This is a genomic window from Pseudomonas sp. YY-1 (genome assembly GCF_002843095.1).
Classification (GTDB): Bacteria; Pseudomonadota; Gammaproteobacteria; order Pseudomonadales; family Pseudomonadaceae; genus Aquipseudomonas; species Aquipseudomonas sediminis_A.
On record NZ_PJLX01000007.1, the window covers coordinates 116,807 to 129,662 of the forward strand.

15 protein-coding genes are annotated in these 12,856 nt (G+C 65.3%); 14 read left to right on the forward strand and 1 reads right to left on the reverse strand.

Annotated elements, in window-relative coordinates; all coding sequences use genetic code 11:
* The first annotated feature begins 149 nt into the window (after positions 1 to 149).
* From cobO to CXP40_RS12165, 14 genes are all read left to right on the forward strand, one after another.
* Positions 150 to 761, forward strand: coding sequence for a cob(I)yrinic acid a,c-diamide adenosyltransferase (cobO, locus tag CXP40_RS12105; protein WP_106733911.1), 612 nt, complete (start codon positions 150 to 152; stop codon positions 759 to 761).
* Positions 761 to 2,053 (forward strand): cobyrinate a,c-diamide synthase, encoded by a 1,293-nt coding sequence (locus tag CXP40_RS12110; protein WP_106733912.1) that lies wholly within the window; start codon positions 761 to 763, stop codon positions 2,051 to 2,053. The genes cobO and CXP40_RS12110 overlap by 1 nt, the downstream gene beginning before the upstream one ends.
* Complete coding sequence (gene bluB / locus CXP40_RS12115; RefSeq protein WP_106733913.1) at positions 2,050 to 2,703, forward strand: 5,6-dimethylbenzimidazole synthase; 654 nt, start codon at positions 2,050 to 2,052, stop codon at positions 2,701 to 2,703. The genes CXP40_RS12110 and bluB overlap by 4 nt, the downstream gene beginning before the upstream one ends.
* Positions 2,704 to 2,706: 3 nt before the next feature.
* Positions 2,707 to 3,615, forward strand: a complete 909-nt coding sequence (gene cbiB, locus CXP40_RS12120; RefSeq protein ID WP_106733914.1) for an adenosylcobinamide-phosphate synthase CbiB — start codon at positions 2,707 to 2,709, stop codon at positions 3,613 to 3,615.
* Positions 3,608 to 4,618: a threonine-phosphate decarboxylase CobD gene (cobD, locus tag CXP40_RS12125; RefSeq protein ID WP_106733915.1), complete on the forward strand. Its 1,011-nt coding sequence runs from the start codon at positions 3,608 to 3,610 to the stop codon at positions 4,616 to 4,618. Before cbiB ends, cobD begins: the two co-directional genes overlap by 8 nt.
* The gene (locus CXP40_RS12130; RefSeq protein ID WP_106733916.1) at positions 4,618 to 6,069 is read left to right on the forward strand and encodes a cobyric acid synthase; all 1,452 of its coding nucleotides are present in this window, start codon (positions 4,618 to 4,620) and stop codon (positions 6,067 to 6,069) included. The genes cobD and CXP40_RS12130 overlap by 1 nt, the downstream gene beginning before the upstream one ends.
* A 58-nt stretch (positions 6,070 to 6,127) precedes the next feature.
* Complete coding sequence (gene cobU / locus CXP40_RS12135) at positions 6,128 to 6,649, forward strand: bifunctional adenosylcobinamide kinase/adenosylcobinamide-phosphate guanylyltransferase (protein WP_106733917.1); 522 nt, start codon at positions 6,128 to 6,130, stop codon at positions 6,647 to 6,649.
* Positions 6,646 to 7,701 carry a nicotinate-nucleotide--dimethylbenzimidazole phosphoribosyltransferase gene (cobT, locus tag CXP40_RS12140; RefSeq protein ID WP_106733918.1) on the forward strand — a complete coding sequence of 352 codons (1,056 nt, stop codon included), beginning with the start codon at positions 6,646 to 6,648 and terminating at the stop codon, positions 7,699 to 7,701. Before cobU ends, cobT begins: the two co-directional genes overlap by 4 nt.
* Positions 7,698 to 8,273 carry an alpha-ribazole phosphatase family protein gene (gene cobC / locus CXP40_RS12145; protein WP_177429659.1) on the forward strand — a complete coding sequence of 192 codons (576 nt, stop codon included), beginning with the start codon at positions 7,698 to 7,700 and terminating at the stop codon, positions 8,271 to 8,273. The genes cobT and cobC overlap by 4 nt, the downstream gene beginning before the upstream one ends.
* Positions 8,270 to 9,001, forward strand: coding sequence for an adenosylcobinamide-GDP ribazoletransferase (locus CXP40_RS12150; protein WP_106733920.1), 732 nt, complete (start codon positions 8,270 to 8,272; stop codon positions 8,999 to 9,001). Before cobC ends, CXP40_RS12150 begins: the two co-directional genes overlap by 4 nt.
* A 72-nt stretch (positions 9,002 to 9,073) precedes the next feature.
* Positions 9,074 to 9,478: a MarR family winged helix-turn-helix transcriptional regulator gene (locus CXP40_RS12155; RefSeq protein ID WP_099525285.1), complete on the forward strand. Its 405-nt coding sequence runs from the start codon at positions 9,074 to 9,076 to the stop codon at positions 9,476 to 9,478.
* Positions 9,479 to 9,536: 58 nt separating this feature from the next.
* On the forward strand, positions 9,537 to 10,742 hold the full coding sequence (locus tag CXP40_RS12160; protein ID WP_106733921.1) for an MFS transporter: 1,206 nt from the start codon (positions 9,537 to 9,539) through the stop codon (positions 10,740 to 10,742).
* Entirely contained in the window at positions 10,739 to 10,864 is a 126-nt protein-coding gene (locus CXP40_RS23985) for a hypothetical protein (protein WP_256579287.1), read from the forward strand. The genes CXP40_RS12160 and CXP40_RS23985 overlap by 4 nt, the downstream gene beginning before the upstream one ends.
* A gap of 62 nt (positions 10,865 to 10,926) precedes the next feature.
* Complete coding sequence (locus CXP40_RS12165) at positions 10,927 to 11,478, forward strand: glutathione peroxidase (RefSeq protein WP_106733922.1); 552 nt, start codon at positions 10,927 to 10,929, stop codon at positions 11,476 to 11,478.
* A gap of 55 nt (positions 11,479 to 11,533) precedes the next feature.
* Here the strand turns inward: CXP40_RS12165 and CXP40_RS12170 are convergent, their stop codons facing one another.
* Complete coding sequence (locus CXP40_RS12170; RefSeq protein ID WP_106733923.1) at positions 11,534 to 12,799, reverse strand: OmpP1/FadL family transporter; 1,266 nt, start codon at positions 12,797 to 12,799, stop codon at positions 11,534 to 11,536.
* Positions 12,800 to 12,856 lie beyond the last annotated feature (57 nt).

Sequence of the window (12,856 nt, forward strand, 5' to 3'; positions counted from 1 at the left end):
TCCGGGATGTTGTGCTTCCTGTCTTCCGCTCGCCTGACCAGCCATTGGCACCAGGGTGAGGACGCGCGGACCATCGCGATCTGCTCCCCATCGTTGCTCGTACTGTTTACCGACAGTCGACGCGGGTGCCTGATGTACAGGAGCACAGCATGAGCGAGTCCACCGAGCGTGATGCCCGCCACAAGGCGCGCATGCAGCGCAAGAAAGCCCTGATCGACGAGAAGATCGCCCAGGCCCAGGACGAATACGGCCTGTTGCTGGTGCACAGCGGCAATGGCAAAGGCAAGAGCAGCAGCGCCTTCGGCATGGTCGCGCGTGCCCTCGGTCATGGCCTCAAGGTCGGCGTGGTGCAGTTCATCAAGGGCGCGGCCAGCACCGGTGAAGAATCCTTCTTCCGCCGCTTTCCCGAGGAAGTCAGCTACCACGTGATGGGTGAGGGCTTTACCTGGGAAACCCAGGATCGCCAGCGCGATATCGCCAAGGCGCAGGAGGCCTGGGCGGTGGCTCGCCGCCTGCTGAGCGACGAGTGCGTCGGCCTGGTGGTGCTGGACGAGCTGAACATCGCACTCAAGCATGGCTACCTCGAACTGGAGCCGGTGCTGGCCGATATCGAGGCTCGGCCGCTGCTGCAGCACGTGGTAGTGACCGGGCGTGGCGCCTTGCCGGGGATGATCGAGGCGGCTGATACGGTCACCGAGATGAGCCTGGTCAAGCATGCGTTCAAATCCGGGGTAAAGGCGCAGAAGGGCATCGAATTCTGATGGAAGCACGTCACTGTCCGGCGCTGTTGATTGCCGCCCCGGCTTCCGGCCAGGGTAAGACCACCGTCACCGCCGCGCTGGCGCGCCTGCATACGCGTCAAGGACGTCGGGTGCGGCTGTTCAAGTGCGGCCCGGACTTTCTCGACCCGATGATCCATGCTCGTGCCAGTGGCGCACCGGTGTATCAGCTCGACCTGGCCATGGTTGGCGAGGCGGAAAGCCGTCGCCTGCTGTGGCGGGCCGCTGGCGAGGCTGATCTGATCCTGATCGAAGGGGTGATGGGGTTGTTCGACGGTAAGCCGTCGGCGGCCGACCTGGCGCGTCATTTCGGCGTGCCGGTGCTTGGGGTTATCGACGGTGCGGCCATGGCGCAGACCTTCGGTGCGCTGGCCCACGGTCTGGCTACCTTCCAGCCGGATCTGCCCTTTGCCGGGGTGCTCGGCAACCGCGTCGCCAGCACGCGCCATGGCGATATCCTGCGCGATGCCCTGCCGCCCAGCATCCACTGGTTCGGCGCCTTGCCGCGCAGTGCCGCGGTGGAATTGCCCAGCCGCCATCTGGGGCTGGTGCAGGCGGGCGAGTTGGCCGATCTGGATGCGCGCCTGGACGCCGCCGCCGATGCCCTGGCCGCCAGCGCCAACGTCGACCTGCCGCCAGCGGTGAGCTTCGCCGCGCCGCAGTTCGATGAACCTGCGCCATTGCTGAATGGCGTGCGCATCGGCGTGGCGCGTGATGCCGCGTTCGCCTTCCTTTATCAGGCCAATCTCGACCTGCTGCAGGCGCTAGGCGCCGAATTGCGCTACTTCTCGCCACTGGTCGATAGCGCGTTGCCCGACGTCGACAGTCTGTACCTGCCTGGTGGTTACCCCGAGTTGTACCTCTCCGAGCTGGAGAGCAATCAGGCCATGGCTGACGCGATTCGCGCCCATCACCAGTCCGGCAAGCCGCTGCTGGCCGAATGTGGCGGCATGCTCTATCTGCTCGATGAGCTGCGCGACAAGCAAGGTGCCAGCGGGCGCATGCTCGGCCTGCTCAGCGGCAGCGCGGCCTTGCAGCCGCGGCTGACCGCGTTGGCCCTGCAGGAAGTGGCGCTGCCCGAAGGCGAGCTACGTGGCCACAGCTACCATCACTCGCGACTGGACAGCCCGCTGCAGCCCCTGGTGCTTGGCCGTTGCCCGAATGGCAAGCCGGTGGCTGAGTCGGTATATCGTTTGGGGCGACTAACGGCCAGCTATATCCATTTCTACCTGCCCTCCAACCCGGAGGCAGCCGCCGCGCTGTTGCGTCCGTGACCGACCATGCCTTCAGCGCGCAGGAGCGTGCCGCGGTATACCGCGTCATCGCCGAGCGTCGCGACATGCGCCATTTTGCCGGCGGCGAGGTGCCGCCCGAGGTGCTGGCGCGCCTGCTCGAGGCGGCGCACCACGCCCCCAGCGTCGGCCTGATGCAGCCGTGGCGCTTCCTGCGCATTCGCGATCCGCAATTGCGTGAGGCGGCTCATGCGCTGGTGGAGGCCGAGCGTGTGCGTACCGCCGAAGCTTTGGGCGAGCGTTCGGATGAATTCATGCGGCTCAAAGTCGAAGGTATTCGCGACTGCGCCGAGCTGCTGGCCGTGGCGCTGATGGAGGGACGCGAAGCGCATATCTTCGGGCGGCGCACCTTGCCGGAAATGGATATGGCCTCGGTGGCCTGCGCCATTCAGAATCTGTGGCTGGCTGCACGAGCCGAAGGGCTGGGGCTCGGCTGGGTGTCGCTGTTCGACCCCGAGGCGCTGGCCGAGCTGCTGGGCATGCCGGCTGGCAGCAAACCGGTGGCGTTGCTGTGCCTGGGGCCAGTGGACGCCTTCTATGAGAAACCGATGCTGGTGGAAGAGGGCTGGGCCACGCCACGGCCGCTGAGCGAGCTGCTGTTCGAGAATCGATGGGGAGTCCGGGGTGACTGAACGATGAGCCTGGCGCTGATCACCTGTGCCGGCGTGGCGCTGGACGCCGTACTGGGTGAGCCCCGACGCGCGCACCCGCTGGTGGCCTTCGGTCGCCTGGCCGAGCGCCTGGAGCAGCGTTTCAACCCGGCTGGCGGCGGCTGGCGCAGTCATGGCGTCACCGCCTGGTGCCTGGCGGTGCTGCCGCTGACCTTGTTCACCTGGCTGCTGGTGCAGGTCAGTGGTCTGGGCTGGGCCGTGGAAATCTTCGCCCTGTACTTCGCCCTCGGCCTGCGCAGCCTGTACGAGCATGCGCAACCGGTGGCCCGCGCGCTGCGTCTGGGTGACCTGGCTCTGGCGCGCGAGCGCGTCGGCTGGATGGTCAGCCGCAACACTGCCGAACTGGATGCCACGGGTGTGGCGCGTGCCGGCACCGAGTCGGTGCTGGAGAACGGCTCCGATGCGGTGTTCGCCGCCTTGTTCTGGTTTATCGTTGCGGGCGCACCGGGTGTGGTGCTGTACCGCCTGAGCAATACCCTCGATGCCATGTGGGGCTACCGCAACGAGCGTTTCGAGCGTTTTGGCTGGGCGGCCGCGAAAATCGATGACGTACTCAATTATCTGCCGGCGCGCCTGGTGGCGCTGACCTACGCACTGCTTGGGCACGCCGCCCTGGCGCTTAGGTGCTGGCGCAAGCAGGCGCCGCTGTGGGACAGTCCCAATGCTGGCCCGGTGATGGCGTCTGGCGCAGGCAGCCTGGGCGTGAGCCTGGGCGGGGCGGCGGAGTATCACGGCGAGCGGCATGAACGCCCGCAGTTGGGCGAAGGCCCGGCGCCGCGTGCGCGGGATATCGAGCGGGCGATGAATCGAGTCGTCGCGGGCGTTGGCTTATGGTTGCTGTGCCTGATCCTATGGGAGGTCTTGGTTGCTTGAGCATGGAGGTCGACTGCGCGCCGCTGCGCAGCGCTATGGCATCCCACTGGAGGATTGGCTGGATCTGTCCACTGGGGTTGCGCCCTACGGTTGGGAGCTGCCGGCCGTGCCCGGCTCTGCCTGGGCGCGCCTGCCTGAAGCGGATGACGGCCTGGAGCAGGCCGCGCGCGATTATTACGGCGCCGTCAGCCTGCTGCCGGTAGCCGGCTCGCAGGCGGCGATCCAGGCCTTGCCGCGTCTGCGTCGTAACGCCAGCGTCGGTATCATCGCACCCACTTACGCCGAGCATGCCGCTGCCTGGTGTCGCGAAGGCCATCGCGTCACCAAACTCAGCGAGGGTTCGGTGCATCGCGCCTTGCCGCAGTTGGATGTGCTGCTGGTGGTCAACCCGAACAATCCGACCGGCCGACTGATCGAGCCGGCGCGCCTGCTCGACTGGCACGATGAGCTGGCCGAGCGCGGTGGCTGGCTGGTGGTCGACGAGGCCTTCATCGATTGCACGCCGGAGCACAGCCTGGCTGCCTACAGCGACATGCCGGGGCTGATCGTGCTGCGCTCGTTCGGCAAGTTCTTCGGCCTGGCTGGCCTGCGTCTGGGCTTCGTTCTGGCTGCCCAGACATTGCTGGATGAGCTGGAAACGCTGCTCGGCCCTTGGTCCGTGAGCGGCCCCGCGCGCAGTGTGGCGCGCAGCCTGCTGGTCGATGGCGAGGGACAGCGCCGCCAGCGTGAACGCCTGCTGGCCGATGGCGAGCGTCTGGCGGCGCTGCTGCGTGATTGCGGCATGCCGGTGACCGGTGGCTCGTCGTTGTTCCAGTTCTGCTGTACTCGTCGGGCGGTGCCTTGCATGGAGCTGCTGGCGCGGCGCGGCATCCTGGTGCGGTTGTTCGCCGAGCTGGATAGTCTGCGCTTCGGCCTGCCGGCGGATGAATCTGGCTGGCGGCGGCTGGAACAGGGACTGCTGGATTGCGCGCCTATCCTGGCCAGTCTCGAGGAAACGCCCTGATGGCCACCTTGATGGTGCAGGGCACCACCTCCGATGCCGGCAAGAGCACGCTGGTGACGGCCCTGTGCCGATGGGCGCGGCGCCAGGGCATTTCCGTGGCGCCGTTCAAGCCACAGAACATGGCACTCAATTCCGCCGTGACTGCCGACGGCGGCGAGATCGGCCGCGCGCAGGCAGTGCAGGCGCAGGCGGCCGGGCTGCAGCCACATACCGACATGAACCCGGTGCTGCTCAAACCCAACAGCGACATGGGCGCCCAGGTGATCATCCACGGCCGGGCCATCGGCAATATGCACGCACTGACCTATCACGGCTACAAGCCGGTGGCGATGGCGGCGGTGCTGGAGTCCCATACTCGTCTGCTGGAGAGCCATCAATTGGTGCTGGTCGAAGGCGCCGGCTCGCCGGCCGAGATCAACCTGCGTGCCGGTGACATCGCCAACATGGGCTTTGCCGAGGCAGTCGATTGCCCGGTAATCCTGATCGCCGATATCGACAAGGGCGGCGTGTTCGCCCACCTGGTCGGCACCCTGGAGCTGCTCAGCCCGAGCGAGCAGGCGCGCATCCGCGGCTTCGTGATCAATCGCTTTCGCGGAGATATCGCACTGCTCAAGCCGGGGTTGGACTGGCTCGAACAGCGCACTGGCAAGCCCGTGCTTGGCGTGCTGCCGTACCTGATGGATTTTCATCTGGAAGCCGAGGACGCCGTCGATACCCGTCAGCAGGCCAAGGATGAACAGGCCTTGCGCGTGGTGGTGCCAGTGTTACCGCGCATCAGCAACCACACCGATTTCGATCCGTTGCGCCTGCATCCACAGGTGCAGTTGACCTTCGTCGGGCCGGGTCAAGCCATCCCACCAGCGGACCTGATCATCCTGCCTGGCTCCAAGAGTGTGCGCGCCGATCTCGCGCGGCTGCGCGAACAGGGCTGGGATGCTGCCATCACCCGCCACCTGCGTTATGGCGGCAAGGTTCTGGGTATCTGCGGTGGCCTGCAGATGCTCGGTCGGCAGATTCACGATCCGCACGGGCTGGAAGGTGTTGCCGGCAGTAGCGAAGGTCTCGGTCTGCTGGATTTCGAGACGCTGCTGGAGCCGGAGAAGCAGTTGCGCAACGTGCGCGGTCGGTTGTGCCTGGAGCAGGCGCAGGTCAGCGGCTATGAAATCCATGCCGGCGTCAGTAGCGGGCCAGGGCTCAATGGCGCCGTGCGGCTCGATGACGGGCGCAGCGACGGTGGCATCAGCGCTGATGGCCAGGTGTTCGGTACCTACCTGCATGGCCTGTTCGAGCAACCCTCGGCGTTCGCTGCGCTGTTGCGCTGGGCCGGGTTGCATGAGGTGCAGGCGGTGGATTACCAGGCGCTGCGCGAGCGCGATATCGAGCGCCTGGCCGATCAGGTGGAACTACACCTGGATACCGAAAAACTCAAGGCGCTTTGCGGCCTGGGGTAGGGGGCGCGGCGCCCGCAGGTTTTGAAATGGTGCGCACAGCGCACCCTACGGAGTGAAGATGCTTGAATTGATCCTCGGCGGTGCTCGTTCCGGCAAGAGCCGGCTGGCCGAGAAGCTGGCCGACGAGTCCGGATTGGAGGTCGTCTACATCGCCACCAGCCAGCCGCTCGATGGCGAGATGAATGCGCGCGTCGCTCAGCACCGCGCACGGCGACCAGAGCATTGGGCGCTGGTCGAAGAGCCGCTGGAACTCGCCCGCGTGCTGCGCGAACAGGCTGCGCCCGGCCGTTGCCTGCTGGTGGACTGTCTGACCCTGTGGCTGACCAACCTGCTGATGCTGGATGATCCTGCTCGTCTGGCAGCCGAACGTGAGGCGCTGCTCGACTGCGTGGAGCAACTGCCGGGGCGCATTCTGCTGGTCAGCAATGAAGCCGGGCTGGGCGTGGTGCCGCTGGGCGAACTGACTCGCCGTTATGTCGATGAGACTGGCTGGCTGCACCAGGCGCTGGCCGAGCGCAGCCAGCGTGTGCTGTTCATCGTGGCCGGGTTGCCCATGGTGCTCAAGGGGGATGCGTTATGAGTCTGCAATGGTGGCAAGGGCCGTGTCAGCCGCTCGATCATGTTGCAAGGGCCAAGGCCGAAACGCGGCAGCAGCAGTTGACCAAACCCACGGGTTCGCTCGGCCGCCTGGAAGCACTGGCCATTCACTTGGCAGCGCTGCAAGGGCGCGAGCGACCGAGCCTGGACAAACTGTGGATCGCCATCTTTGCCGGTGATCATGGCGTGGTGGCTGAGGGCATTTCCGCCTATCCGCAGGCAGTGACCGGACAGATGCTGGCCAACTTCGTCACTGGCGGTGCGGCCATCAGCGTGCTCGCGCGTCAGTTGGACGCAGCGCTGGAGGTGATCGACCTGGGTACTGGCGAACCATTGCCGCCGCTGTCTGGCGTGCGTCATCTGCAGGTCGGCGCCGGCACGCAGAATTTCGCCCGCGATCCAGCGATGACCTTGGCCCAGGCGATGATTTGCCTGGAAGCTGGCCGCGACAGCGTCCAACGCGCGCGCGCCAGTGGTTGCGACCTGTTCGTCGGTGGCGAAATGGGCATCGGCAACACCACCGCGGCGGCGGCGCTGGCCTGCTGGCTACTGGATTGCCCGGCGAGCGAGCTGGCAGGCCCTGGTACCGGATTGGATGGCGCTGGTGTGGCGCACAAGGCGCGGGTGATCGACGCCGCGCTGGCGCTGCACCGGACGCAGATCGCCGATCCGCTGCAGGCGCTGATCCACTTGGGTGGCTTCGAGATCGCCGCCCTCGTTGGTGCTTACCTGGCCGCTGCGCAGCAGGGTGTCGCGGTATTGGTCGATGGCTTTATCTGCAGCGTCGCCGCATTGCTCGCCGTGCGCCTGAACCCTGGTTGCCGCGACTGGCTGCTGTTCGCCCACCACGGCGCCGAGCCAGGCCATGTGCGCGTGCTGCAGGCGCTGCAGGCCGAACCACTGCTGGAACTCGGCTTGCGCCTGGGCGAAGGCAGCGGTGCTGCATTGGCCGTGCCGTTGCTGCGCCTGGCCTGCGCCCTGCACGGCCAGATGGCTACCTTCGCCGAAGCTGCCGTTGCCGAGAGACCGAGCTGATGCTGCAACTGGAATTGCTGCGCCATGGCGAGACCGAATTAGGCGGCGGCTTGCGCGGCAGCCTGGACGATGCGTTGACCGAGCAGGGCTGGGCGCAGTTGCGTGCCGCCGTGCAGGACGCAGGCCCCTGGGATCGCCTGATCAGCTCGCCGCTGCAGCGTTGTGCCCGCTTTGCCGAGGAGCTGGCCGCCGCCCATGGTTTGCCGCTGCACCTTGAGCCCGGCCTGCAGGAGCTGCATTTCGGTGACTGGGAAGGGCGCAGCGCTGCCGAGCTGATGCACAGTGATGCCGAGGCATTGGGTCAGTTCTGGGCCGACCCCTATGCGTTCACGCCGCCCAATGGCGAGCCGTTGCTGCAGTTCGAGGCACGTATTCTGGCTGCCATACGGCGCTTGCAGCAGAACTATGCGGGTGAGCGCCTGCTGCTGATCACTCATGGCGGTGTCATGCGTCTGCTGCTGGCGCGAGCCCGCCGTCTGCCACGCCAGGAGCTGCTGCAGGTCAACGTCGGCTACGCACAGCGTTTTCGCCTGAGCCTGGATGCCGACGGGCAACTGACGGAATTGCCATGATTGCGCTGCTGATCGCCCTGCAGTTCCTCACTCGCTTGCCGGTCACGCTGCCTGGCATGCCCTCGCCGGAGCAGGTGGGGCGTTCGCTGCTCTGGTATCCGGCCGTGGGCCTGTTGCTCGGCCTGCTGTTATGGGGCGCGCACCTGCTGCTGGGGCAGACGTCGGCCTTATTACAGGCAGCGATCATTCTGGCGCTGTGGGTGGGGCTGAGCGGCGGCCTGCATCTGGACGGCCTGGCCGACACCGCTGATGCCTGGGTGGGCGGTTTTGGTGACCGTGAGCGCACCCTGGCGATCATGAAAGACCCACGCAGCGGGCCTATCGCAGTAGTGGTGCTGGTTCTGCTGTTGCTACTCAAGTTTGCCGCCTTGTTCACGCTGCTGCAGGCCGGGCAGGGGATCTACCTGCTGCTGTTGCCCTGGCTGGGACGCAGCCTGTTGCCACTGCTGTTGGCGACCACGCCCTATGTGCGGGCCGGTGGGCTGGGACAGGCGCTGGTCGATCACTTGCCGTGCCGACAATTGCCTTGGGTGCTGGGCCTGCACCTGCTGGGCATGCTGCTGTTCGGCTGGCAGGGCCTGCTGGCGCTGACAACGGGCTTATTGCTGTTCGCCTGGCTGCGCCGCGCCTTGCTGCAACGTCTCGGCGGCACCACGGGTGATACGGCCGGTGCACTGGTCGAACTGGCTGAGTGCGGTGCACTTTTAGCGCTAGCGCTGAGCCTCTGACACAACTGTTATGCCGACGCAGTGCATAACTGTATGAGTGTGAATTGTTGATGCGGGTATATACCTGTATCCATGTTGCCGACCTCTTGTCTCTGTACCCAACTGCGCCGCGCCAGTCGCGGCGTTACCCGTCTCTACGATGACGCCCTGGCTGCTGTCGGGCTTGGCGGTGCGCAGTTTTCCCTGCTGCGCCACGTACAGCGGCTCGGGCAGCCGAGCATTTCCGTGCTAGCCGAGGCCATGGGGCTGGATCGTAGTACGTTGGGGCGCAACGTGCGGGTGCTGGAGGAACAGGGGCTGGTGCAACTGGGAGAGGGGCGCGACTTGCGCGCTCGCGAGGTACGGCTCACAGAGGCCGGCCTTCAACGCATCGATCTGGCGCTGCCGCTGTGGGAACAGGCACAGCGCGAGGTGACCGCGCAACTGGGCGAAGGTCGCCGTGCCGAATTGATGAGGTTGCTCGAACAACTTGCCTGATGGCCAACTCATTTTTACTGCCTGAACGGTCGTTAACGGGCGTTCGCTGGAGAGACTGATGACAACTGCATGGCGCTCAACCACCTGGCTGCTGCTTGGCGCGTCACTGATCCTGGCGCTGTCGCTTGGCACCCGGCATGGTTTCGGCCTGTTCCTGCCGCCGATGAGTGCGGAGTTTGGCTGGGGGCGTGAGGTGTTCGCCTTCGCCATCGCCTTGCAGAACCTGATCTGGGGTATCGCTCAGCCGATCACTGGTGCGCTGGCCGACCGCTTCGGGGCGCGCAAGGCGATCGTCGTTGGCGGTGTGCTGTACATGCTCGGCCTGATGCTGATGAGCATGGCCGATTCGCCGCTATCGCTGTCGCTGAGTGCCGGTTTGCTGATCGGCATCGGGCTGTCCGGCACATCGTTCTCGGTGATCCTGGGTGTGGTCGGTCGCGCCGTACCGCCGGAGAAACGCAGCATGGCCATGGGCGTCGCTGCGGCGGCAGGCTCGTTTGGGCAGTTCGCCATGTTGCCGGGCACGCTCGGGCTGATCGGCTGGCTCGGTTGGTCGGCAGCACTACTGGCCCTCGGGCTGCTGGTGGCGTTGATGATTCCGCTCGCAGTGATGATCAAGGAGACGCCTCCACCAGCGAGCAATGGTCCACAGCAGACGCTGATCGAAGCGCTGCGCGAGGCCACCAGCCACTCCGGTTTCTGGCTGCTGGCGCTGGGTTTCTTCGTCTGTGGTTTCCAGGTGGTGTTCGTCGCCGTGCACCTGCCAGCCTACCTGGTCGATCACCATCTGCCGGCGCTGACTGGTACCACGGTGCTGGCGCTGGTCGGCCTGTTCAATATCTTCGGCACCTACATCGCCGGCTGGCTCGGCGGACGTATGTCCAAGCCGCGTCTGCTCAGTGCGCTGTATCTGCTGCGTGGTGTGGTGATCACGCTGTTCCTGCTGGCGCCGCTGACGCAATGGAGTGCCTACCTGTTCGGTATCGCCATGGGCCTGCTGTGGCTGTCGACCGTGCCGCTGACCAACGGTACCGTGGCGACCCTGTTCGGCGTACGCAACCTGTCGATGCTCGGCGGTATCGTGTTCCTGTTCCACCAGCTCGGCTCCTTCCTCGGTGGCTGGCTGGGCGGGTATCTCTACGACACCACTGGCAGCTACGACCTGGTCTGGCAGATCTCCATTGGCCTGAGTGTGATGGCTGCCGCGCTGAACTGGCCGGTGCGTGAAGTGCCGGTGGCGCGTCTGCAGGGCGCGCCGGCATGAGCCGTAAGGTGCTGACGCTCAGTGCCGTGGCGCTGGGCTTCGGTACGCTGCTGGCGTTGGCCTGGTGGGGCTGGCGCCAGGGTGGACTGGCTTTGCTGCAGCTGGGTGTCGGTATCTGCTAGTTGCTTGCGGCTGGGCCTGCGAGTAGCGTGGTGCAATCGCGTCATCGCTTGAGGTCACTGCCATGTCTCTTCGTCGTCTTGTCTGTTCCTTGTTGCTGTCCAGCCTGGCGTTGCCAGCGCTGGCCGCCGAATGCCCGGCCATGCTCCAGGGCGAACTGCCCAAGCTGCGCGCCAAAGGTGAAAACATCGAGCTCTGTCAGTTCTCGGGCAAGCCGCTGGTGGTGGTCAACACCGCCAGCTTCTGCGGCTTCACCCCGCAATTCAAAGGGCTTGAAGCGCTTTACCAGCGTTACAAGGATCAGGGCCTGGAAGTGCTCGGCGTGCCATCTGACGACTTCCGCCAGGAATCCGCCGACAGCAAGGAAACGGCCACTGTCTGCTACGTCAACTACGGCGTGACCTTCGCCATGACCGAACCGCAGCCGGTTTCCGGTGCCAACGCCATCCCATTGTTCAAGGGCCTGGCCGAGCAGAGCCGGCAGCCGCGCTGGAATTTCTTCAAGTACGTGGTCGACCGTCAGGGCAAGGTGGTGGCCAGCTTCTCCAGCCTGACCAAGCCGGATGATCCCGAGTTGATCGCCGCCGTCGAAAAGGCCATCGCTTCGGAGCCATGAGCGTATCGGCTTGCGTAGTGCTCGTAGGCCGTCCGTGGCCGGGTGTGTATTCCGATTAGAAGCGGTAGCTGAGCGAGGCGCCGAGACCGTGTGCACTGTTCTTGTAACGCGCACTGTAGGTGCCGCGGGTGGCGCTGGCGTGGTTCACGTCCACCGACTCTTCCTGCAGGTAGGAATAGGCCACATCGATGGTCATGTCCTGATTTGGGCTCCAGCCGGCACCGACGCTGAAGATGGTGCGGTCGCCCGAGGGAATGCGGGGCGAACGGTCGACGTTGTTGGTCGGCGACTGGTCGACGGCGATACCGGTCCGTAGCGTCCATTGCGGATTGAGCTTGTACGACAGGCCGAGCGCATGAGCCCAGGTGTCGTGCCAGTTCTGCTCCTCGACGATGGTGGTGAGGTTGGCCGGCAAGGTGGCGGAGTCGTTCTCCACGCGGATTTCCTTGAAGCGGCTCCAGCGCGTCCAGGTGCTGCCGACATGCAGCGTCAGCGCATCGGTCAGATCGTGGGTGATGGACATGTCCACCGATTCGGGAGTGGTCAGGTCTAGGTTGGCGTCGTACTTGCCGGCGATGCCGGCCAGAGCGCCACTACCGGAAACGCGAGTATCGCCTTCCAGTTCGTACTTCACCCGCGAATGGTAGGTCACGCCTGCGCGTGTGCTCGGGGTGAACTCGTAGAGCATGCCGACATTGAAGCCGACAGCGGTGTCGTCGCCCTTGACCTTCACTTTGCCGTCGCTGTTACCTGGGTTGAGAATCGAGGAGGTCAGTTCGCCTTCGATGTGGTTGAAGGTAGGGCCGAACCCCACCGACAGCTTGTCATTGAAGCGATAGCTCAAGGTCGGCTGTACGGTGATCACGCGCACGTAGCTCTTGTCGGCGTAGTAGCGGCCCTGGAAGTTGCTCTCGTAGTCGGTCATCAGGCCGAAAGGCACGTAGATGCCCAGGCCGAAAGTGACCTTGTCGTCGAGTGGCTTGACGTAATAGCCCATGGGTACGCCAGTGGTCGGCACCATATCGCCGTCGTTACTGCCAGACAGTGCGAGCGGGCCCGCATTGGCGCTGGCGTGGCTAATATCGCTCTTGGCGTGAATCACCGCAGCACCGACGTAGACTTCGTCGCGCTTGAGACGGGCCATGCCGGCCGGGTTGCCGAACACGGTGCTGGCATCGTCGGCCGAGGATGAGCGTCCGGCGAAAGAGGTACCCATACCGGAAATGCTTTGTTCATTGAGGGCGAAGCCGCTGGCGAAACCGTGGCTCGAGGTGGCAGTGATGGCGACGGCAAGACCGGTCTTGAGAAGACGTTTGCTCACGGGGAAGCTCCTGTGGTGAGGCGGGGGGCGCACGCTACAGTTTTTCCTGACCCCTGC